This window comes from Dyadobacter sp. CY327 (assembly GCF_021390415.1).
Lineage (GTDB): Bacteria > Bacteroidota > Bacteroidia > Cytophagales > Spirosomataceae > Dyadobacter > Dyadobacter chenhuakuii.
Genome location: NZ_JAJUXJ010000001.1, coordinates 156719 through 178470 on the forward strand (window position 1 = coordinate 156719; position 21752 = coordinate 178470).

General features: G+C 46.7%; 16 protein-coding genes and 1 tRNA gene. 6 read left to right on the forward strand and 11 right to left on the reverse strand.

Features of this window, described 5'->3' with window-relative positions:
* Nucleotides 1-13: 13 nt before the first annotated feature.
* Nucleotides 14-1126 (reverse strand): GDP-mannose 4,6-dehydratase, encoded by a 1113-nt coding sequence (gene gmd / locus LZG74_RS00740; protein ID WP_233794756.1) that lies wholly within the window; start codon nt 1124-1126, stop codon nt 14-16.
* 61 nt (nt 1127-1187) lie between these two features.
* On the reverse strand, nt 1188-1814 hold the full coding sequence (locus LZG74_RS00745) for an SPOR domain-containing protein (RefSeq protein WP_233794757.1): 627 nt from the start codon (nt 1812-1814) through the stop codon (nt 1188-1190).
* A gap of 55 nt (nt 1815-1869) precedes the next feature.
* Here LZG74_RS00745 and murB point away from each other — a divergent pair, with 55 nt between their 5' ends.
* Nucleotides 1870-2886, forward strand: coding sequence for a UDP-N-acetylmuramate dehydrogenase (murB, locus tag LZG74_RS00750; protein WP_233794758.1), 1017 nt, complete (start codon nt 1870-1872; stop codon nt 2884-2886).
* Nucleotides 2887-2919: 33 nt separating this feature from the next.
* Here murB and LZG74_RS00755 read toward each other — a convergent pair whose 3' ends face one another.
* The 3 genes from LZG74_RS00755 to LZG74_RS00765 form a co-directional block, all read right to left on the reverse strand.
* Entirely contained in the window at nt 2920-4914 is a 1995-nt protein-coding gene (locus LZG74_RS00755) for a T9SS type A sorting domain-containing protein (protein WP_233794759.1), read from the reverse strand.
* 129 nt (nt 4915-5043) lie between these two features.
* Nucleotides 5044-5952: an ROK family protein gene (locus LZG74_RS00760; protein ID WP_233794760.1), complete on the reverse strand. Its 909-nt coding sequence runs from the start codon at nt 5950-5952 to the stop codon at nt 5044-5046.
* A 73-nt stretch (nt 5953-6025) separates the two neighbouring features.
* Nucleotides 6026-6736, reverse strand: a complete 711-nt coding sequence (locus tag LZG74_RS00765) for an SDR family oxidoreductase (protein WP_233794761.1) — start codon at nt 6734-6736, stop codon at nt 6026-6028.
* A 62-nt stretch (nt 6737-6798) separates the two neighbouring features.
* Here LZG74_RS00765 and LZG74_RS00770 point away from each other — a divergent pair, with 62 nt between their 5' ends.
* Both LZG74_RS00770 and LZG74_RS00775 read left to right on the forward strand, forming a co-directional pair.
* The gene (locus LZG74_RS00770) at nt 6799-7527 is read left to right on the forward strand and encodes an ABC transporter permease (protein ID WP_026629510.1); all 729 of its coding nucleotides are present in this window, start codon (nt 6799-6801) and stop codon (nt 7525-7527) included.
* A gap of 40 nt (nt 7528-7567) precedes the next feature.
* Nucleotides 7568-8314: an ABC transporter ATP-binding protein gene (locus LZG74_RS00775; RefSeq protein ID WP_233794762.1), complete on the forward strand. Its 747-nt coding sequence runs from the start codon at nt 7568-7570 to the stop codon at nt 8312-8314.
* A gap of 5 nt (nt 8315-8319) precedes the next feature.
* On the opposite strand, the gene LZG74_RS00780 is transcribed toward LZG74_RS00775, so the two are convergent.
* From LZG74_RS00780 to LZG74_RS00805, 6 genes are all read right to left on the reverse strand, one after another.
* Nucleotides 8320-9822: a lipopolysaccharide biosynthesis protein gene (locus tag LZG74_RS00780; RefSeq protein ID WP_233794763.1), complete on the reverse strand. Its 1503-nt coding sequence runs from the start codon at nt 9820-9822 to the stop codon at nt 8320-8322.
* A gap of 150 nt (nt 9823-9972) precedes the next feature.
* Nucleotides 9973-10578: a TetR/AcrR family transcriptional regulator gene (locus tag LZG74_RS00785; RefSeq protein WP_233794764.1), complete on the reverse strand. Its 606-nt coding sequence runs from the start codon at nt 10576-10578 to the stop codon at nt 9973-9975.
* 246 nt (nt 10579-10824) lie between these two features.
* Nucleotides 10825-10895 (reverse strand) — tRNA-Gln (locus LZG74_RS00790).
* Nucleotides 10896-10961: 66 nt separating this feature from the next.
* Nucleotides 10962-11840 (reverse strand): ACP S-malonyltransferase, encoded by an 879-nt coding sequence (fabD, locus tag LZG74_RS00795; RefSeq protein ID WP_233794765.1) that lies wholly within the window; start codon nt 11838-11840, stop codon nt 10962-10964.
* Between the two features lie 95 nt (nt 11841-11935).
* Nucleotides 11936-14821 (reverse strand): gliding motility-associated C-terminal domain-containing protein, encoded by a 2886-nt coding sequence (locus LZG74_RS00800; protein WP_233794766.1) that lies wholly within the window; start codon nt 14819-14821, stop codon nt 11936-11938.
* 214 nt (nt 14822-15035) lie between these two features.
* Nucleotides 15036-17879: a gliding motility-associated C-terminal domain-containing protein gene (locus LZG74_RS00805; protein ID WP_233794767.1), complete on the reverse strand. Its 2844-nt coding sequence runs from the start codon at nt 17877-17879 to the stop codon at nt 15036-15038.
* Nucleotides 17880-18145: 266 nt separating this feature from the next.
* Between LZG74_RS00805 and LZG74_RS00810 the strand changes: the two genes are divergently transcribed.
* From LZG74_RS00810 to LZG74_RS00820, 3 genes are all read left to right on the forward strand, one after another.
* Nucleotides 18146-18817 carry a succinate dehydrogenase cytochrome b subunit gene (locus LZG74_RS00810; protein WP_026629476.1) on the forward strand — a complete coding sequence of 224 codons (672 nt, stop codon included), beginning with the start codon at nt 18146-18148 and terminating at the stop codon, nt 18815-18817.
* A 61-nt stretch (nt 18818-18878) separates the two neighbouring features.
* On the forward strand, nt 18879-20867 hold the full coding sequence (locus LZG74_RS00815; RefSeq protein ID WP_233794768.1) for a fumarate reductase/succinate dehydrogenase flavoprotein subunit: 1989 nt from the start codon (nt 18879-18881) through the stop codon (nt 20865-20867).
* 115 nt (nt 20868-20982) lie between these two features.
* Nucleotides 20983-21735, forward strand: a complete 753-nt coding sequence (locus tag LZG74_RS00820; protein ID WP_026629474.1) for a succinate dehydrogenase/fumarate reductase iron-sulfur subunit — start codon at nt 20983-20985, stop codon at nt 21733-21735.
* Nucleotides 21736-21752: the final 17 nt, after the last annotated feature.

Here is a 21752-nt window from a genome sequence, read left to right on the forward strand (position 1 = left end):
ACAAGGCTTAATTTTATTCGTAATAATTAGGAACGCGGTGTCCGCTGCTTTCCAGGAGCCTGTCTTTCTTGAAGAGCAGGAGGTCGGCTGTTACCATATCATTAACCAATGCTTTCAAATCATATTTTGGTTTCCAGCCCAGTTTTGTCATTGATTTGGTAGGATCACCGATCAAAAGCTCAACTTCCGTCGGGCGGAAATATCTTGGATCAACGGCTACAACTTCTTTTCCGATCTCAATCTGGAAGTCAGGGTTGTTGCATTTTGTCACCTTAGCGATCTCGGCGGCGCCTTCCCCGCTGAATTCAAGCTCGATGCCAACTTCTGCAAAGGCCATTCTCACGAAATCACGAATGCGCGTTGTGATTCCTGTTGCGATCACGAAATCCTCTGCAACTTCCTGCTGGAGGATCAGCCACATTGCTTCCACGAAATCTTTCGCATGGCCCCAGTCGCGCTGCGCGTCCAGGTTACCCAGGTAAACCTTATCCTGCAATCCCAAAGCAATGCGTGCCACTGCGCGGGTGATCTTGCGGGTTACGAAAGTTTCGCCCCTTAATGGTGATTCATGGTTGAAAAGAATCCCGTTCACCGCAAACATGTCGTAAGCTTCGCGGTAGTTGACCGTGATCCAGTAACCATAAAGCTTTGCAACCGCGTAAGGCGAGCGCGGATAAAATGGCGTCGTCTCAGACTGAGGAACCTGCTGCACCAAACCGTAAAGTTCTGATGTAGAGGCCTGATAAATTTTTGTTTTTTTAGTCAAACCCAAAAGACGAACTGCTTCCAGGATGCGCAATGTGCCGATTCCGTCTACATTGGCAGTGTACTCGGGCTCTTCGAAGCTCACCTGCACATGTGACATTGCACCCAGGTTGTATATTTCGTCAGGCTGTACTTCCTGGATGATCCGGATGATGTTGGTGGAGTCGCTCAGGTCGCCGTAATGCAGTTTGAACCTTATATTTTTCTCGTGCGGATCTTCGTAAATATGGTCGATCCGCTGCGTATTGAATAGTGAGCTGCGACGCTTGATCCCGTGCACTTCATATCCCTTGCTCAAAAGAAGCTCAGCTAAATAAGCACCATCCTGCCCGGTAATACCGGTAATTAAGGCTATTTTCATTATCTATGGGTATGTATAAGTGGATAAAATAATATCCTGCTAAAAATTGAAAATATTGGTCCTAGTTGCTCTCGGCAGTAGGGTTAATCATCAGGCTTCGTTTGATATCCACGCGGTCGGACAGGATTACTGCGGAAGAATATCGTTCCCTGATCAGTTCCAGATATTGCTCTGCGTCTGCACGATACATGAAATCGCCCACTTTCACACGATATGTCGGCTGTGTGTAAGAAACATAGGGGATAAGGTCCGGAAAAGCCTGATATACATAACTTTTGGCGTCGTCCGCCTCTTGTCTCACATTACCCACATACATCTGGATCCGAAAGCCGTTTACATAACGGATGGACTTGTTGTGCTTTGCCAGCGTGTCCAGCACCGTTTCCAATCGCTTGTTGACATACAATGGCTTGTCGACATCCGGCTTTGGCGCCGTACTGGTTTTCGGTGTGGTTACCGGTGCTGCTTTTGGAGTAACCGACGGTTCAACATACTCGAAACGAGGCCTTACCGACGACAGATCTTCCCTGTATTCCGAGCTGGAAGAGCTGACAACAGTCTTTTTGCTGCAACCCGAAAGGATGATAATGAAGAGCTGAATCGCCCATAAAAAATTCTTTTTCAGCATCATATCCTTAGCCATTATTACTGAGCCTGCAAACTTAATCAAAAATGGATGAATCACCATAACATGCTATTTTGAATCTAATAGCTAACTTTACCCGGACTTATTTATTAGTTCAATGCAAATCCAATCAAACTTTTCGCTTCGCAATTTCAATACTTTCGGCCTCGAATCCACGGCTTCCTTTTTCGCCGAAGTAAGTTCGGTTGAAGAACTAACTGAAATATTGCTCGATCCCGTATGGCAGCAAAAGCCTAAATTTATTCTCGGCGGCGGAAGCAACGTGCTTTTCACGCAGAATGTCAATGCATTGGTAATTCATCCTGTCATTAAAGGAATTGAGAAAATAAAGGAAGATGAGGACCATGTGTGGCTGAAAGCAGGCGCGGGGGAAGGTTGGCATGAGTTCGCAATGCATTGTGTCTCTCATGGCTTCGGAGGAGTGGAAAATCTGTCACTTATTCCCGGCACAGTAGGAGCGGCGCCTATGCAAAATATCGGTGCTTACGGGGTGGAAATCAAGGATGTGGTTGAATCTGTGGAGGCAGTTTCCATTGAAAGCGGTATGAAAAGGATTTTTTCCAAGGAAGAATGTGAGTTTGGTTACCGGGAAAGTGTTTTCAAAAAAGCGCTCAAAAATCGCTATGTGGTAACCGGGGTAACATTCGTTTTGGGCAAAAAACCTGTGTTGAACATTGGTTACGGTGATGTTCAAAAGACATTGCTGGAAATGAATGTGACAAGCCCCACGATCCAGGACGTAAGCCAGGCTGTGATTGCCATACGACGCAGTAAATTGCCGGATCCTGCTCAAATCGGGAACGCCGGCAGCTTCTTCAAAAATCCGGAAATCCCATCGGAACAATACAATTCGCTCAAAAATATCTTCCCCGAAATGCCGGGTTATGTTGTAAGTGAAACAATGGTAAAAGTGCCTGCCGGCTGGCTCATTGAACAAGCTGGTTGGAAAGGATATCGCCGGGGTGCGATTGGCGTGCACCATAAACAAGCATTGGTGCTCGTGAATTACGGCGGTGGCAATGGCAACGAAATTCGTGCGCTGGCAGGCACCATTCAGGATTCTGTGGAAGCCAAATACGGCATCCGCTTATCGCCGGAAGTAAATTTCATTTAGTTCGGAGAAATCCATTTCAAAACAAACCTTCGCTTACCGCACAAGGACCATTTTACGGGTGCTGATTTTATCACCATAATGAACCCGGAGAATGTACTGCCCGCTGCTGAGATCATTCACCGGGATCGTTGCCCAATCCTTGTTCTCGTAGGATACATTTTTCACCTTCTTGCCATTCACGGTATACAATTCTACCAGACTGATAGCAGAAGTAGTTGAGGCAATGTTGATTACGTCCGTAACAGGGTTCGGATACACATTAATGCTCAGTTCCTGAACCGGCTCCTCGCCCAGTATAACGTCAATGTCCTCTCCCTGCTTGGTGATTGTCGTGGAGGCGAGCTTAGATTCAGACTGGTCGGTGTAACCTCTGATCCGGTATATATAGGTAACGCCTTTTTTTGCGGACGGGTCGGTATATTCGAGCTGACTTGCGGGGAAGCGCATTGTTTCGTGGGAGGCCAGCGTGTCATTGGCTTCCAATCGTTCCAGCAGGTAGCCGGTAACGTTTGGTAGTTTGTTCCAGCTCAGCACCACTTGTTTGTCCTTTTCTGCAGCTTTAAGGGCTATGGTGCCCAGGTTTGTATATGGGAAAATCTTGTTGTGATGGAAAGCGAAGGCGCGCAATCCTTTGGTATTCTTTAAAAACGGCCCTATATAGACCCAGGCAGCACTCAAAAGCCCCGAATAATGGTATTTTGAAGGCAAATATTTGATCGTGGAGTCATTACCAACCTCTTTAAGCTTGACAATGATCTTATTAGCCTCAGCCCGGCCCGAAGCAAGTTTTTTCCATTCTGCATTCAGGTAGAAAAAGTCTTTTACCGAAAAGACCGAAGTTGGTTCCAGGCTTCCTTCAATGTTAACAGCTACGGTGTCTTTGGGATAAACCATTTGCTGATGGTCCTCAAAAACCATTGTTATTTCATCCTTTTCGGGCGTAGAATAGAATGCTTTTTGCAAGCTGGGAGAAGAGATTTTTTCTTTTTCGCCATAGTGGTTATATCCCGCCAGATCCGCCAGGTCCCTGCCCAGTTGCAGATAACCCTCCAACCCATAATGGAACCCGTTCCATCCTGTGGCACCCAATGCTGCATAGGGTTGGATAATCGGATATTTCCGGTCCAATGTTCTTTGCTGCTCGCGTACAACGCCAATCCGGTCGTCATAAGCCCCACCACCAAAAAGGGGAAGCTGGAAAACGTAGATCTTTTCAACCATTGGATAATCTTCCTTCCACATTTGCACGAGTTTATCGAAACGTGGCGCCCAGGTTAAAGGATCATTGGAAGAAGATTCTGTTTCGCCCTGCCAGAAAAATATCGCTCTCAATGAGGGCAGCAACCCTGTTGTTTTGGCAGCATTGAGCAAAAAGCCGTAAAAACTGGACCGGTCTGTCAGGTCAATCAGGGAAGCCCCGGCGGCAGCACCATTGAGAATGCAGGTCGGAACCTGATATCTTTCCGCTATGACTCTTTGGAATTCAATTCCAAATATGCCCACGCGCTGACCTATGGCATTAGCAAGTCCCCATTCGGCCGCGCCTCCTGATGATCCGTATGTCCGGGCATATTCGTTCCGGTAAGCATAGTCAACTTCCCAAGCAACCGCATTCGACTGTCCGTAAATGAGATAGAAATCACCAGCCACAACATTATCGCTTTTCGAAATAAGTGTGGAATCGGACTTGGATTTGCAGGCGTAAACTTCATATCCATATTCCGCAAGCTCTGCCTTGATCCTGAATGTGAAGTTGAAAGGAGCTTGTGAGCCGTTGTATTCGAGGTTTTTCCGCTGGTAAGCATTTGGCGTTTTATTCCTGGTTTGCACCACGGAAATGTAAGCATATCCGGCCGTCTGGACCCTTCCTAAAAATTCCACATTAGCCATTCCGGTGCTGTCCCTTGCAAACAGCTGCATATTCGCCGGAGATTTGTCCAGGATGGCAATGCCGGATTGCTGCGCATGAACATTAGAAATAAAGGCTCCTACAAATGATATGAAAACCAGAAGTATAAATTTTTTCATGCAATAAGTTTGCGTTTACCAGCGGCCCGAAACATACCCTAAAATACAAAAAATCGCTGAACAATCATTGACTAGTAAGGACTGTTCAGCGAGAAGCGTATGATTCTATTTAATCAAAAAATATAAAGATTAATCAAAACACAAAGAAGCCGCGCCGAGCAGACCTGCGTCGTTCGCCAATGTGGCTCTCTTTATGATAATCGTTTTCAGGTAATAAGGTGTTAACCAGTATTCAAAACGCTCGTTAATGGCAGGCAGAATGTATTCAAACGAAGCAGAAATCCCACCGCCGATCAGAATGGTCGTAATGTCCAGAATGCGGACCATCGAAACCAGCCCTTCGCCCAGCAGATAACCCATTTCCTGGAACACTTGCTTGGCAAGCTCGTCGCCTTTGGAAGCAGCAGCAACAAGTCCGGTTGTGGAAATGGTCCCGTCGGATGGAAGTTGTGTTTGACCCGTGTAATTGGCACGCATGGTGATTGCAAGGTCCAGAAGCTCTTTTTTACCAATGTTCCTTTCCAGCACCTTACCGTTTTTAGAAGGCACGTGGCCTGGCTCCATGGCATTTCCGCCGCCGCCTTTGAAAACTTTCTTGTCAATAATGGCCGCACCGCCAATGCCTGTGCCTAATGTTACAAAAATATAGTCTTCGGGAAGCTTGTCTTCTCCAAAGTAATATTCGCCCAATGCAGCAGCATTAGCGTCATTTTCAAGATAAAAATCGTGTTCAGGAAAGCGGGCTTTTAAATCGGGGACAATGGCGATTCCATCGATCTCAGGAATGGCTGTGATCTCAATTAATGTAGTTCTGTCACGGGTTGTGAGCCCCGGAACGCCGATTCCTACTCTTTTAACCTCGGGATATTCAACAAGCTGGAGCGCTATTGCATCACCTAAACGTTCGATAAAATGCCCTGAACTGCGCCAGCTGGCGGTATCGTGACTGTAAAAATTTGAAATTCTGCCATCCGTAGCGTCAACGATCCCCATTTTTACGTTAGTACCGCCCACGTCTATACCGAGGTATTGTTCCATGAAATGAAATATGGGTTTAATAAATAATTTTAAAAATGCGGCAATTTAGTAAAATTGCTCTATTGTACATCAATCAATCTAAATCTCCCAGCTGCGGCCTTATCAATATCTCTTCCATAACCGCTCTCGGCGACAGTGTATACGCCGCCCAAATCGTATCCGCAATGTCTTTTGACTCCATAAACCGCTCTTCGGGCAGGCCTGAGCCTTTCCAACTGTCTGTATAAGTCGCTCCCGGCAAAACGGCGGTTACTTTTACCTGATGCGGCTTCATCTCTTCCCGCAATACTTTGGTCATTCCGTAAAGCGCAAATTTTGAAATACAATAGGAGCCGCCATTGGGATAGGCCATAATACTGGCTGTGGAGCACATGGTGAAAATATGTCCTTTCTGATTTTCAATCATTCCCGGAAGGATTCCGCGTGTAAGGTGATAGGCGCTGTAAAGATTTGTCTCCATTGTTTTTTCCAATGTCCCCTCCGTTTCGTTGTGGATCTGGCCTGGAATAAATGTGCCTGTGTTGTTGATCAGGACCGATACAAATCTGGTTTTTGAAACAATAAAATCTATAAATGCAAGAAGGTCATCTTTTACGGAGAGGTCCGAAGTTTGGCAATATAATTTTGCGCTGCCGAACCGGTCGCTCATTTCCTTTTCCAGCGCTTGGAGGTCGCTAGCGTTTCTTGCACAGGTAATTACATCAAACCCCTCTTCCAAAAACCGCTCAACGCACGCTTTTCCGATCCCTTTCGTCCCTCCGGTGATAACCGCTATTGGATTCATTTTTCTGATTGCTTCTTTTTTTGCCTAATTTTCCCGAAAATATTGAATACAATTAAGATATCATGTCTGTAATCGGGAAATACTTCATTTTTTTAGGAACACTATTCGGAAAGGGTGAAAAACTATCGGTGTACTGGCGGCGGCTCATGGAGGAATGTGTGGGGATAGGAGTGAGCTCTATATTCATTGTTGCCATTGTTTCCACGTTCATAGGCGCCGTTTCCTGCATTCAAACGGCCTATAACCTCGTTAGTCCTATCATTCCCATTTCAACCGTTGCGCTCATCGTGCGGGACATGGAAATTCTTGAACTCGCGCCTACGATCACTTGCATTGTGCTTGCCGGCAAGGTCGGTTCCAACATTGCCAGTGAGCTGGGCACCATGCGCATTACCGAGCAGATTGACGCCCTGGAAGTGATGGGGATCAATTCATCGTCTTATCTCGTTTTGCCCAAGGTCGTGGCAGCCATGCTGACTTTCCCTATGCTGGTTATATTTTCTGCATTTTTGGGGATTTTGGGCGGTTACCTGGCCGGCACATTAACAGGCGTTATTACCGAGCGGGATTATTTATACGGGATCAGGGATTCGTTTGTGCCGTACAACATTTTCTTCATGTGTATAAAACCTTTTGTTTTTGGCTTCCTGATTGCAACAATATCTTCTTTTAAAGGGTTTTTCACAACAGGCGGCGCATTGGAAGTAGGAAAGTCGAGCACAGAAGCCGTGACCAACAGCTGTATTTCGATCCTGGTAGCCGATTATCTTTTAGCCCAGCTTTTATTGTAAAAGCGCATTAGCCATGAATTAAGAATAACTGAATCAGCAAATGATTGAAGTAAGCAATATCTACAAAGCATTTAATGGCAAGGAGGTTTTAAAAGGCATTAGTGCATCATTTAAAAAAGGGGAGACCAATCTCATCATCGGCGGCAGCGGAACCGGAAAAAGTGTTTTGCTGAAATGTATGATAGGACTGGTGAAACCCGACCAGGGCAATGTGCTTTACAATGGCCGCGATTTTTACCATTGTGATAAGGAAACGCAGCAGTCGATCCGGCGTGAAATGGGCGTGCTATTCCAGGGTGGGGCACTTTTTGATTCCAAAACAGTGGAAGAAAATGTGCGGTTTCCGTTGGATATGCTTACAGACCAGTCTGTTCAGGAAAAGCAGGAGCGTGTTGCGTTTTGTTTGCAGCGCGTGGGACTGGAAGCGGCGGCTAAAAGAATGCCTTCGGAAATCAGTGGCGGGATGAAAAAGCGCGTTGGAATTGCCAGGGCTATTGTAATGAACCCAATGTATCTTTTCTGCGATGAACCCAATTCAGGACTGGACCCGCTTACTTCCGTCAAAATTGATGAGTTGATCAAGGAAATCACAGAAGAATTTCAGATCACAACGATCATCATTACGCATGATATGAATTCCGTCATGGAGATCGGACAGAACATTATGTTCCTCTACGAAGGCTCCAAACTTTGGGAAGGCGTTAGTTCTGAGATCATCAGAACAGATGTTCCGGAGTTAAAGGAATTCCTTTTTTCTAATAAGCTGCTCCGCGAAATGGAAAAATAGCTTTCCTACCTTTTATTTAAGAAGGGAATATTCTTCCGCTCAATTAAAAATACAGCCACAGCAAAAATCGCAAGGATAAGCATATGCACCGGAACTGCAATGTACCGATTCGGGATCTTGACGAATGTGGATGCGATGATTACCAGCCCGCCCACGCCAATGTAACCTACGGCAGAAAGGACGTCATAAGGAACAGGATAATACTTTTGACCAAAATAATAACACAATGCGACCATGATAAAAGACGAGGTTGCAAATGCAATGGCAAAGCCCAGATAGCCGATCTGCGGCACCAGAATGAAGCTGGTTGCAATGGTTATGGCCGCGCCCATTAATGTGAGCCAGGTTCCGTATTCTGTTTTATCTGTCAGTTTAAACCACGTAGCGAGGTTATAGTAAACGCCCAGGAACAGATAGCCAGCCAGCAACCAGGGCACTACAGGTAATCCTTCGTGATAGATCTTTTGTTTCAAAAACAACTCCGCCAGCAGATCCAGGTTCAGGCATATGCCCACCCACATGAGCACGCAGATAATGATGAAATACTTGGTGACCTTGGCGAACACCGGCGGCGCATTCTTGTCTTCCCCTTTTGAAAAGAAAAACGGCTCAGCAGCGTATTTGAATGATTGGATCGCCAGGTTCATGAATATCGACAGTTTGTAACACTGCACATAAATCCCGATTGCCTGCTTGGAGGTTCGTCCGGGATAGAAATTTTCGGGCAATAAAAACTGGATAAAAGCCCTGTCAAACAGCATGTTCAGCACGCCGCCCGCATTCATGATCATGATCGGGTAGGCGTAAATCCATACCGGGCGGAACAGGGTTTTGTTGAACACAAATTTGAAATCGGCAAACTCTTTCCTCAACATCCAGAAAAACAGCAGGTTAGCGACTAAATTGGCGGTAACAATGTAGTCCGGTGCGCGTAATGGATCGTAAATCGCATCAACAGCCGGTTGGAGGAAAAGCAGATACTTCCCGGCATGAATATCGCGGCAAAGGATCAGGAAAAAGAGGTTTAAAAAGATATTGATCGCAATATTGGTCACGCGCAGGATTACGAATTTCTTCCCTTTCCCTTCCAGCCGCAGCCTTGCAAACGGGATCGAAACAATGCCGTCAATCGCCATAATCACAGCGAACATTCTGACGAGCGAAACGCTTTCCGGGTATTTAATAAATGCTGCGGCGTGGTCGGCGAAGATAAACAGCAACCCGGAAAAAAATACGCTGATAATGATAACCGCGCTGAGAATCAGGTTGTAGTAAGCCTTCCGGTCGGTTTCCTGTCGTGCGAAACGGAAAAAAGCGGTTTCCATTCCAAAGGTGTAAAGCACCATCGCGAGGCCCGCATAGGCATAAAGCTGGCCTTGGGCGGCAATTTGTTCGGGTTCAAATAACTTGGTGTGTAGGGCAACCAGCAGGTAATTTAAGAACCGCCCCAGCATTGTGCTGATACCATAAATAGCGGTTTCGCTGGCTAATTTTTTTAGAACGCTCATTGCATGTTAACCTGCGGCAAGTCTTTGCAGGGAACCGCAAATATAGAACAAGGAGTGTACAATATTTCAAATGAAATAGCTGCACACTCCCTGACAGGCTTCTGATTGAGCCTTCAAATTTTTTTAGCAGGTTAAATTCTGATCAGCAGGTTAATTTCTGATGTCTGTGATGATGCGTTCAATCACTTTTTCAATTCGTTTCCAGCCTTCGTCGGAATGGAGGTCTACGTCAATCATTTTTTCGCGGTAGTCCGTAGAAATGGTCATGAAATAGATGCCGGCCGAAAGGAATGATACAAGCGCGCTGGTGTCGCTGTAATTAGGGAGGTTGCCGATCTTGTCCAGGATCCGCGTTGCAACTTGGTTACGGGCATCGGAAAGCATGGATTTGCCCGTTCCGATTTCCCAGCGGAGCAGATCGCGCGTAGCCTTTCTTTCCCGCAAGTCATTCATAAAAGTGTGCATCAGGCTTGTAAGCGCTTTGCTGCGTTCCTCTGGGGCCAGCGTAGGAATGTTGTCAATGTATTCCGTTGCCGTGGTGGAAGTGTACTCACCGGATCTGACATATTGCTCCATCAATCCATCAACACTTTCAAAATAGCGATAGATCAAAACCTTGTTTACGCCCGCTGTGCGCGCAATAAGGTTAACGCCTACCTTTTCTGTTCCGTGTTGTTCGATAACTTCTCCTACTGCTTTGAGGATCTTGCTTTTTGTCCGCTCTCGGTCGCGCTTTTTAATTTTCTCAATTTTCATGTGGGTGCCATTTAGGTTAAATCATAGTAAATTTAATATTTCATATGGAAATATTATATGGTCAAAATGTGCGAAGTCACCAATATTGAAAATTTGTTGATAAAAGGGGTGTTTATCGATAAAATCGCCCAATTCATAGATAATAAAGGCCAGTTCGTCGACTAATTTGTACAGATTCTTAAAAAGGAAGGAAGAGGGAAAGGCACAAAAAAAGAGCTCATCGAAATGAGCTCTTTAACTTTACTGTTGGCCGACAAGGACTCGAACCCTGAATAAGACAACCAAAATGTCCTGTGTTACCATTACACCATCGGCCAAAACCGTAAACAGTGGTGCAAAAGTAATGCGGCTAATTCATGTTGTCAAGCTTTTCTGGAAAAAAATTAAATGCTTTTTATTTCAACACCCGATGCGATTTTCTTCACAAGGCCTTGAAGCACCTTTCCAGGGCCACATTCGATAAACGTTTCTGCGCCGTCATTTACCATCTGCTCAATGGTTTGCGTCCATCTTACGGGTGCGGTAAGCTGTGAAATGAGGTTTTCTTTAATGACGTTCACTTCGGTTGCCGGCATGGCATTTACATTTTGATAAATCGCACAAATAGGCGCTTCAAATTCTGCCGCGTGGATGGCTGAGGCCAATTCTTCCCGCGCAGGCTCCATCAAAGGCGAGTGAAATGCACCGCCGACTGGCAAAATCAATGCTCTTTTGGCGCCAGCCGCCTTCAAAAGCTCACATGCTTTCTCAACGCCTTCAAACGTGCCTGAGATCACGACTTGTCCTGGACAGTTATAATTGGCCGGAACTACGATTTCGTCAGTAATGCCTGCACAAACCTCCTCAATAATGTTATCTGCCAGCCCCAGGATCGCCGCCATGGTCGAAGGACGTATTTCACAAGCTTTCTGCATGGCGTCTGCCCGCTTTGCTACCAGTTTCAATCCATCTTCAAATGACAGTGCGCCTGCGGCAACCAGTGCGGAAAATTCGCCTAGTGAATGGCCAGCCACCATATTGGGAGTAAAATCAGGGCTGATCTTCGCCAGGATCACGGAATGTATAAAGATGGCAGGCTGCGTCACATTCGTTTGTTTCAGTTCCTCGTCAGAACCTTCGAACATGATTTTGGTTATATCAAAACCAAGAATGCTATTGGCCTGATCAAATAGTGTTTTAGCCGAATCTGACGATTGATATAGATCGAGTCCCATTCCTTTGAACTGAGAACCCTGTCCCGGGAAAATGTATGCACTTTTCATAATGATCGTTTCGTTTGGGGATTTGATAAAAAAAGCCCGGTCGTTCAGACCGGGCTACAAAGGAAATACTTCGATGGCAAAGAAAAAAGACGTGCCTATCTGATGATCTGTACCCAGCCTTTGAGTGTTGTGGGCGTGCTTTCTCTTTTTGAGGATTCAAAGAAGATGGTTACTTCGTAATAATATTGTCCGGCAGCCAGGTCTTTTCCGCCATTGGTTTTACCATTCCAGTTGATGTTGACGTCCTTGGTTGTAAACACTTGTGCACCCCATCTGTTGAATGCTTTGAATTCAAGTGACTGCACAAAAGCCGGACACTCGTAAGGTTCAAAGACATCGTTTTTGCCATCTGCATTTGGCGTAAACACATTGGGCAGCACGTACATCGGGCAGTTGTCCTTGCATACAATGTTGCTGGGGGCGCTTTCGGCACCAAACCGGTTTACAGCTGTCACATAGTAACATCCTGCGAAAGAAGTAAGGCCCTCATGCGCAAATGTGGTTGCCAGCGGCGATGGCGGCGTGGTAACGGTTGCGATCAATGTGGGCGCATCGCCTTCATAACGGGCATAGTAAATGCGGTAAGCCGAAACATTTGGGTCACAGTCTTTTCCATTCACTGATTGCGGGTAAGTCCAGGACAGATGATTGGTCAGGCCGGTTGGGCTGCAGAATGCTTCCGGATGTGCTTGCAACGAATCACAATTCAGCAGATCAATGGCCAGAACAGGCGGACAAGGCTTGGTTGTATCGGATGAAGAAACACACAGGATCTGTGAGAAGTTGTATAGCAGAGCAGGTTTGATCTGCCTATTGTTATACGAGCCAACGGTTTCCACTTTGTAACAATAAGTTGAATCACTGACAATGGTGGTGTTAACAGTCCCATCTGCCGCATATTTATCCGAACCATCGTCTGTAAAAGTGAATGTTTGCGGACCTTGCACGGTCACATCAGCAATGCGGTTGAATGTTCCGGGCCGCCTTTTGTCTTCGCGGTAGACCCGGTGCGTCTGGTTGCCATTCTCCCAGGGAACCAGCGCCGACCAGTTCAGACGGATGCGGTTAGGCTCAGCGGCACCTTGTTCCAACCTTACAGAACTGGCTGTTTTAATGTCGTCCATTTTAACCAGCTGCCCGCCTTGTGTAGCGTAATATTCTAGCTTGTAGTTATACGCATTCGCTAATGTGTTCAGGTTTCTGTCCACGAAGATTGTGTCAGCAGCGCCTGGGGTAAGGTTTGTGTTGATGGTCGCGATCTGAGTAAATGCCGTTCCGTTTTGTCCTACTGCCCTGAACAGGCGATATTGTGCAGGAAGTCCGGATGAAGCCGCAGGTTTTGTCCATTTTACTGTAATAACCCCTTTTGTTTCACTGGTAGAATCAACAGTAACATTAGTAATAACGGGAGCCAGCATAGGCAAATTCAAGCAGAACTCATCAGACGCAATGCTTTCGCCGCCGCCGATCAGGCTTCCGGGTTCATTCACATTGGTGCCCGGACGGGGGAATTCAACAACGATCCTGTAACTGTAAGAAATGCCGGCACGAAGTCCTTCACCATTGTTGTTGTCCAGGAATGTCGTTTGGTTCACTGCAACCCTGCCCACTTCTTCATAACCTGATCCCGCCGGAATTCCGGTTATACAAACATCTTCCGGAATATCGGCGCAGCCTTCTCTTCTGTAAACAACAATTCTGGCGCCTGCCACCTGGCATTTATAGGAAGTCCAGTTGAGGCGATAAGCGGTTCCGGCCGGGTCTGTTGTTGCTACGGCTCTCAGTCCGAGCGGTTTTGGGCCGTAGACTTTAATGCTAAGCGTGGTCATATCCACCAGTTTTCGGAACAAATTCGGATTGGTGTTGGCCCCTGGCGCGTCTTCTACTTTAAATAATACATCATAGGGCTCCAAACGAATGTGGTTACACGAGGTTTGCCACGTGAATTGTCCGGTAATGGTGCCAATGCCCGATTGCTGCGGCACTGTAAAGCGGGCCAGTTCCGGGCTTACCAATGTTCTTTCGTACACACCGCCGGTAGACGTAAGGTTCAGCTTATCGCCGTTTTTATCTGTCGCCTTGATTTGCTGGTTGATAAGCGTTCCGGCTTCCACACAAATATCCGGGAGCGGTTCTGCGCGCGGCCTGTCGTTTCGTGCATCTTCCACAATGATCTGCATATCGCGCACGATCTCGCCTATGAGCACGCCATCACGCCATTCTTCCACTACAAAGGCAACATTATAATATCCTTTTGTAACCGGGGCATCCCAGGTTAAATCACCCGTAAGCCGGTTAATGCCGAAAGTTGCCGGGGAAGCACCATTTTCAGTTTGTCCCGGAGCACCGATCTGGTTTGGGTTAACATATTGCAAATTAACGCCTGCGCCATTGGAAGTTCCTCTTTGCGGCGTGTACAGGCGATACGCAAGACTGTCGCCATCCGCGTCAAATGCATTCGGGTTGTGAATATAACGCTGTCCTACGGCAGCCAGGTCAATGGGCGCATTAAGGAGCACGGGCGTCTGGTTCAAACCGAAACTTGCGTTGATTTCCAGAATGGTGCTCACGTAAAAGTTAAGATTTTGCGTAGGCGGCGGACCAATGTTCAGGATGCCGTTGTTCCGGTTGTCTTCTTCAAATGATATCCGGAATTTCCCCGCCGAAGGAAAGGTGTATCGGACAATGTAGACGTTCTGGGTTGTGTTGTTTCCAATGTTGATGATGGGCAAAATCCGCGGCGCTTCTATCGGACCGTTGCTGCCCACATAAAACTGCACGAAGTTCTGCGCATTGGCAGCGCCTTCTCCGTTTTGCATATCGAAATATGCCGTTAGTTTGATTTCGTAAGTCAGGGAAGTTGCAGAAACCCGTTTTGCCGTAATCTCGCCCGCGCGAATGTGTGTCGCATTGGCCTCAAAGCCAATTCCCAGTAAAATCAGAAAAAAAGAGAATAATAATAACCGTAAAGCAGATCGCATAAATATATCAGAGTCGAACTTTTTAAGATAGAGGTCCAGGCAGAAATACATCTGCCAAGCTATTGATTCAACGAAATTTTAAATAAAAATGTGTGCAGCCGAAGTTAATAAAACAGGCGTTATTGTAAACTTACAAAACAAGTTTATAAAACATATATGTATTGCCATAAACTAGCGCTATGGCAATACAATGGGAAGAAGTAAGGATTTCGGCCTATCTGATGATCTGCACCCAGCCTTTGAGTGTTGTGGGCGTGCTTTCTCTTTTTGAAGATTCAAAGAAGATGGTTACTTCATAATAATATTGTCCGGCAGCCAGGTCTTTTCCGCCATTGGTTTTTCCATTCCAGTTGATGTTGACGTCCTTGGTTGTAAACACCTGTGCACCCCATCTGTTGAATGCTTTGAATTCAAGGGACTGTACAAAAGCCGGGCATTCGTAAGGCTCAAAAACGTCATTTTTGCCATCTGCATTTGGGGTAAACACATTGGGCAGCACGTACATCGGGCAGTTGTCCTTGCATACAATGTTGCTGGGGGCGCTTTCGGCACCAAACCGGTTCACGGCAGTCACATAGTAACATCCTGCAAAAGAAGTAAGGCCCTCATGCGCAAATGTGGTTGCCAATGGCGATGGCGGCGTGGTAACGGTTGCGATCAATGTGGGCGTCTCGCCTTCGTAGCGGGCATAGTAAATGCGGTAAGCTGAAACATTCGGGTCACAGTCTTTTCCATTCACTGATTGCGGGTAAGTCCAGGAAAGATGATTGGTCAGGCCGGTTGGGCTGCAGAATGCTTCCGGATGTGCCTGCAACGAATCACAATTCAGCAGATCTATGGCCAGAACAGGTGGACAAGGCTTGGTTGTATCGGATGAAGAAACACACAGAATCTGTGAGAAGTTGTACAGCAAAGCAGGTTTGATCTGCCTGTTATTATACGATCCAACGGTTTCTACTTTGTAACAATAAGTAGAGTCACTGACGATGGTGGTGTTAACGGTCCCATCTGCCGCATATTTATCCGAACCATCGTCTGTAAAAGTGAATGTTTGCGGACCTTGCACGGTCACATCAGCAATGCGGTTGAATGTTCCGGGGCGCCTTTTGTCTTCGCGGTAAACCCGGTGCGTCTGGTTGCCATTTTCCCAGGGCACCAGCGCCGACCAATTCAGACGGATGCGGTTAGGCTCAGCGGCGCCTTGTTCCAGCCTGACAGAACTGGCTGTTTTAATATCATCCATTTTAACCAGCTGCCCGCCTTGTGTAGCGTAATATTCGAGCTTGTAGTTATAGGCATTCGCCAAAGTGTTCAGGTTCCTGTCCACGAAGATTGTGTCGGCAGCGCCTGGGGTAAGGTTTGTGTTGATGGTTGCGATCTGAGTAAATGCCGTTCCGTTTTGTCCTACTGCCCTAAACAAGCGATATTGTGCAGGAAGTCCGGATGAAGCCGCAGGTTTTGTCCATTTAATAGTGATAACCCCTTTTGTTTCACTGGTAGAGTCAACAGTAACATTTGTAATAACGGGAGCCAGCATAGGCAAATTCAAGCAGAACTCATCAGACGCAATGCTTTCGCCGCCGCCTACCAAGCTGCCCGGCTCATTAATGTTCGTTCCCGGCCGAGGGAATTCAACCACAAGTCTGTAACTGTAAGAAATGCCGGCGCGAAGTCCTTCACCATTGTCATTGTCCAAGAATGTCGTCTGATCCACCGCAACCCTGCCCACTTCTTCATAACCAGATCCGGCCGGAATGCCGGTCAAACAAGGTTGAACAGGAATATCCGAACATCCTTCCCGCCTGTAAATAACGATCCTTGCACCTGGAACCGGGCATTTATAAGAAGTCCAGTTGAGCCGGTAAGCAGTTCCGGCCGGATCTGTGGCTGCTACGGCTCTTAGTCCGAGCGGCTTCGGGCCATAAACTTTAATGCTGAGCGTGGTCATATCCACCAGCTTGCGGAAAAGGCTCGGATTCGTTCCGGGGGATGGCGCGTCCTCCACTTTGAAAAGCACGTCATAAGGCTCCAATCGAATGTGATCGCAGCCGGTCTGCCACACGAATTGTCCGGTCACCTGACCAGCCGTATTTTGTCCCGGCACATTAAACGAAGCCAATGCTGGTTTGATCAGAGAACCCTGGTAAACACCTCCTGTACTGGTCAGAATCAACGGGTTCCCGTCTTTGTCAACTGCTTTTATTTGCTGATTAATTCGTGTTCCCGCCTCTACGCAAATCACAGGAAGGGGATCAATGGTCGGTCTTGCATTGCGGGCATCTTCCACCAGGATCTGCATATCGCGCACAATCTGGCCGATCCGCACCCCATCGCGCCATTCCTCGACCACGAAAGCAACATTATACTGGCCTTTGGTCACGGGCGCATCCCAGACCAGATCGCCCGTTATGGCATCGATACTGAATGTGGCAGGAGAACCCCCGGCTTCCGTTCTGCCCGGAGGGGTTACCATATTGGGGTCTTTGTAAGGAATGTTCAGGCCGTTTCCTCTTCCGTCCCCACTTTGGGGAGTGAATAATTTGAAAGACAAGCTGTCCCCGTCGGCATCAAATGCATTGGGATTGTGAATATATCGCTGCCCTACTGCCGCAAGGTCAATGGGTGCATTTAACAGAATCGGTGTTTGGTTTGTGCCGATGGCGGTGTTGATTTCCAGTGTTGTATGCACGTAGAAATTAATTCCGTCGGTCTGCACGCCATCTCTTAAATTAAGGGTGTTGGCGTTTCTGTTATCCATTTCCGCCGAGATCTCGTAGGTTCCGGCAGCGGGGAATGTGAATATGGTAACATACTCATTGAAAGTGGTGTTATTTCCAATGTTGCGTATCGTAGCCCTGATCCGGTCCACCTTTCTGGGGCCTTCGCTTCCGAAATAGAAATTGATGTCATTGGCCGATTCCGCGGCTTGCCTTCCACGGTCAGAAACGTCAAAATAAGCTGACAGGCGTATTTCGTAAGTGAGTGACGAGATCCTTCTGGCCGTAATCTCTCCCGCCCGGAAGTGCGTCGCATGCGCATTGAAAGTGGCAAATAGCAAGAGTAATAAACAAAGTATCGGGAGGAATCGTAGAGAAGGACGCATACGAGTAAATTAATGGATCGCCGTTATAGAAAGGTGAACGAAAAATATCGTCAAAAATGTGTATGATTTTAGCATACTAAGTAATTCTTAATAATGATTATAAATAATCGGCTGCTATACAAAAATGGAAAGGTTTTTTTGCCTTGCTTAGGTTTGTGATATACCTTTGAAAGGTTCTAAATATACCTAATTTTTTTGCACTAAAACGATTCGTTTTTCATATGTCGTGGTTTTCACAAACGTTAACGAGCTCTATTGGTAAGAAACTTCTGATGGCTCTTACCGGATTATTTTTGATAAGCTTTCTGGTGATTCATGCCACAATAAATGCTATGATTTTTTACAATGACGGAGGGGAAACCTTTACGCATTGGGGGCATTTTATGGGTACAAACCCCATCGTACGGACGCTTGAGATCGGCTTGGTTGCCGGGTTCCTGATCCACATTGTGGATGGACTTATTCTCTGGAAAAACAATGCATCGGCCCGTCCGGTTAAGTATGCTGTAAACAATCCATCTGCGAACAGCACCTGGTATTCCAGAAGCATGGGTTTGCTAGGCACATTGCTGTTGATATTTCTGGTGATCCATACTGCACATTTCTGGATCCCTAACCGTACCAACCAGTTCACCACAGGCGAGGAGTTGAATCTTTACCAAATGATGCTGGATATCTTCCAAAATCCGCTTGTTGTACTGATTTATGTCCTGGGCTGCATTTCGCTGTTCTGGCATTTGCTCCACGGCTTTAAAAGTGCATTTCAGACTTTGGGGCTGAACCACATCAAGTATAATGGTGCGATCAACTTTCTGGGAACGGCTTTTTCTATTGTTGTCCCGATCCTGTTTGCTTTGATGCCGATTTCCATTTACCTGGGATGGGTCTATTAATTAGGCTGTAATCAAGTGCAGCTGTTTTCAATTAACTTTTTGATTAAATAACATTCAATATATGGCAACTTCATCTAGTCTGGATGCCAAAATACCACAGGGGCCGATTGAAACGAAATGGAGTAAATACAAGTCTTCGGTTCCTCTCGTAAACCCTGCTAATAAGCGTAATCTCGAAATTATTGTAGTAGGAACAGGTTTAGCGGGAGCTTCGGCCGCTGCTACGCTTGCGGAAATGGGCTATAAGGTAAAAGCATTCTGTTTTCAGGATTCCCCACGTCGTGCGCACTCCATTGCTGCACAAGGCGGGATCAATGCTGCAAAGAATTACCAAAACGATGGTGACTCGGTTTACCGTCTTTTTTACGATACGATTAAAGGAGGTGACTACCGTTCGAGAGAAGGGAATGTGCATCGCCTGGCCGAGGTTTCGGGAAATATTATTGACCAATGCGTTGCAGCAGGGGTTCCTTTTGCACGCGAATACGGTGGTTTGCTTTCCAACCGTTCTTTCGGTGGAACACAGGTTCAGCGGACATTTTATGCTGCCGGACAAACCGGGCAGCAGTTGTTATTAGGTGCATATTCAGGTTTACAGCGCCAGGTGGGCATGGGAACCGTGAAAATGTACAACCGCCACGAAATGCTTGATGTGGTGAATATCGATGGCAAATGCCGTGGTATCATCGCAAGAAACCTTATTACGGGTGAAATTGAGCGTCACGGCGGCCACGCGGTGTTGCTTTGCACAGGAGGTTATGGAAACGTATTTTACTTATCGACCAATGCCATGGGCAGTAATGTTACTGCTGCGTGGAAGGCGCATAAAAAAGGGGCTTATTTCGGTAACCCTTGCTTTACACAAATTCACCCGACTTGTATCCCGGTTTCAGGAGAGCATCAGTCCAAGCTTACATTGATGTCTGAATCCCTTCGTAATGACGGAAGGATCTGGGTGCCAAAAGCAAAAGGAGATGCCCGTCCCGGAAATGAGATTCCGGAAGAAGAAAGAGATTATTACCTGGAACGTCGTTACCCGGCGTTCGGTAACCTGGTTCCGCGTGATATCGCTTCCCGCGCTGCCAAAGAAAGATGTGATGCCGGATATGGTGTAGGAACATCCAAATTGGCCGTTTTTCTTGATTTTGCTGCTGCTGTTGAGCGTTACGGAAGAGGAGAAGCGAACAAAAACAACATTGTAAATGCATCCATGGAAGATATTCTGACATGGGGTAAGGCAGTTGTAAAAGAAAAATACGGCAACCTGTTCGATATGTACAAGCAAATTACGGGTGAGGATCCATATGAGGTGCCTATGCGTATCTATCCTGCGGTGCATTACACAATGGGAGGACTTTGGGTAGATTATAACCTGATGACCACAGTGCCTGGTTTGTATGCGTTGGGAGAAGCTAATTTCTCTGATCACGGTGCAAACCGTTTGGGTGCTTCGGCGCTGATGCAGGGACTTGCGGATGGTTATTTTGTAATTCCTTATACCATTGGTGCTTATCTGGCGAAGGAAATTGGAACTGGTAAAATTCCAACGGACCACCCGGAATTTATTAAGGTTGAAAAAGAAGTTACAGATCGGATTGACACATTGTTGTCGATCCAGGGAAAAACTTCTCCTGAGTTATTCCACCGCCGTCTTGGCAAGATTATGTGGGACAAATGTGGTATGGCGCGTAATGAGCAGGGTTTGAAGCAGGCGATCATTGAAATCCGGGAGCTTCGCAAAGAATTCTGGAAGGATGTGAAAGTAATGGGAGGCAAAAATGAATTCAATCCTGAACTAGATAAGGCCGGCCGCGTTGCTGACTTTATTGAACTGGGTGAGTTGATGTGCATTGATGCCTTGACGCGCGAAGAATCTTGCGGCGGTCACTTCCGCGAAGAGCACCAGACGGAAGAAGGAGAAGCGATGCGTGATGATGACAACTTCATGTTTGTGTCGGCCTGGGAGCATAAAGCGCAAGAGGAGTGGGAGCTGCATAAAGAAGAGTTGATTTACGAGAATATTAAGATTGCCCAAAGGAGTTATAAATAGGAGCCGTTTGGCTGTCGGCATTCGATCAGAGTCGTTTGCAGCCGGCTATCAGCTTGTTTCAATATTATTGGTTAATTACTAACCGTTAACTATTACAACAATGAATGCAGGTAACATGCATATTAAGCTTAAAGTCTGGAGACAAAGCAATAGCAATACAAAAGGAGATTTTGAAAATTACAGTCTGGACCATGTATCCCCGGATATGTCTTTTCTGGAAATGTTTGACGTCCTCAACGAGCAACTGATTGAGGAAGGCAAGGAGCCGGTAGCATTTGACCACGATTGCCGCGAGGGAATTTGTGGAATGTGTTCCATGTACATCAACGGAAGGGCTCACGGACCATTGAAAGGCGTAACAACTTGCCAGTTGCACATGCGCTCGTTCAATGACGGAGATACGATCGTAGTTGAGCCTTGGAGAGCACAGGCATTCCCTGTCATTAAGGACCTTGTTGTGGACCGCGATGCGTTCGACAGAGTGATCTCTGCGGGAGGTTTTGTTTCGGTAAACACAGGTAATGCGCAGGATGCCAACAGTCTTCCGATTCCAAAAGTGGCTGCGGATGAAGCGTTTGCAGCAGCAGCTTGTATCGCTTGCGGTGCTTGTGTAGCAGCTTGTAAGAATGCGTCTGCTATGCTTTTTGTTTCTGCAAAAATTTCCCAGCTGGCATTGCTTCCGCAAGGACAGGCAGAAAGAAGCATTCGCGCAGAGAAAATGGTGGCGCAGATGGATGCAGAAGGATTCGGGAACTGTACGAACACCGGCGCATGCTCTGCGGAGTGTCCTAAGGAGATCGGACAGGAAAACATTGCCCGTATGAACCGCGAATATATTGGTGCTAAGCTTTCATCTTCGGCAGTTTAACACCGAGTTATTTAGTA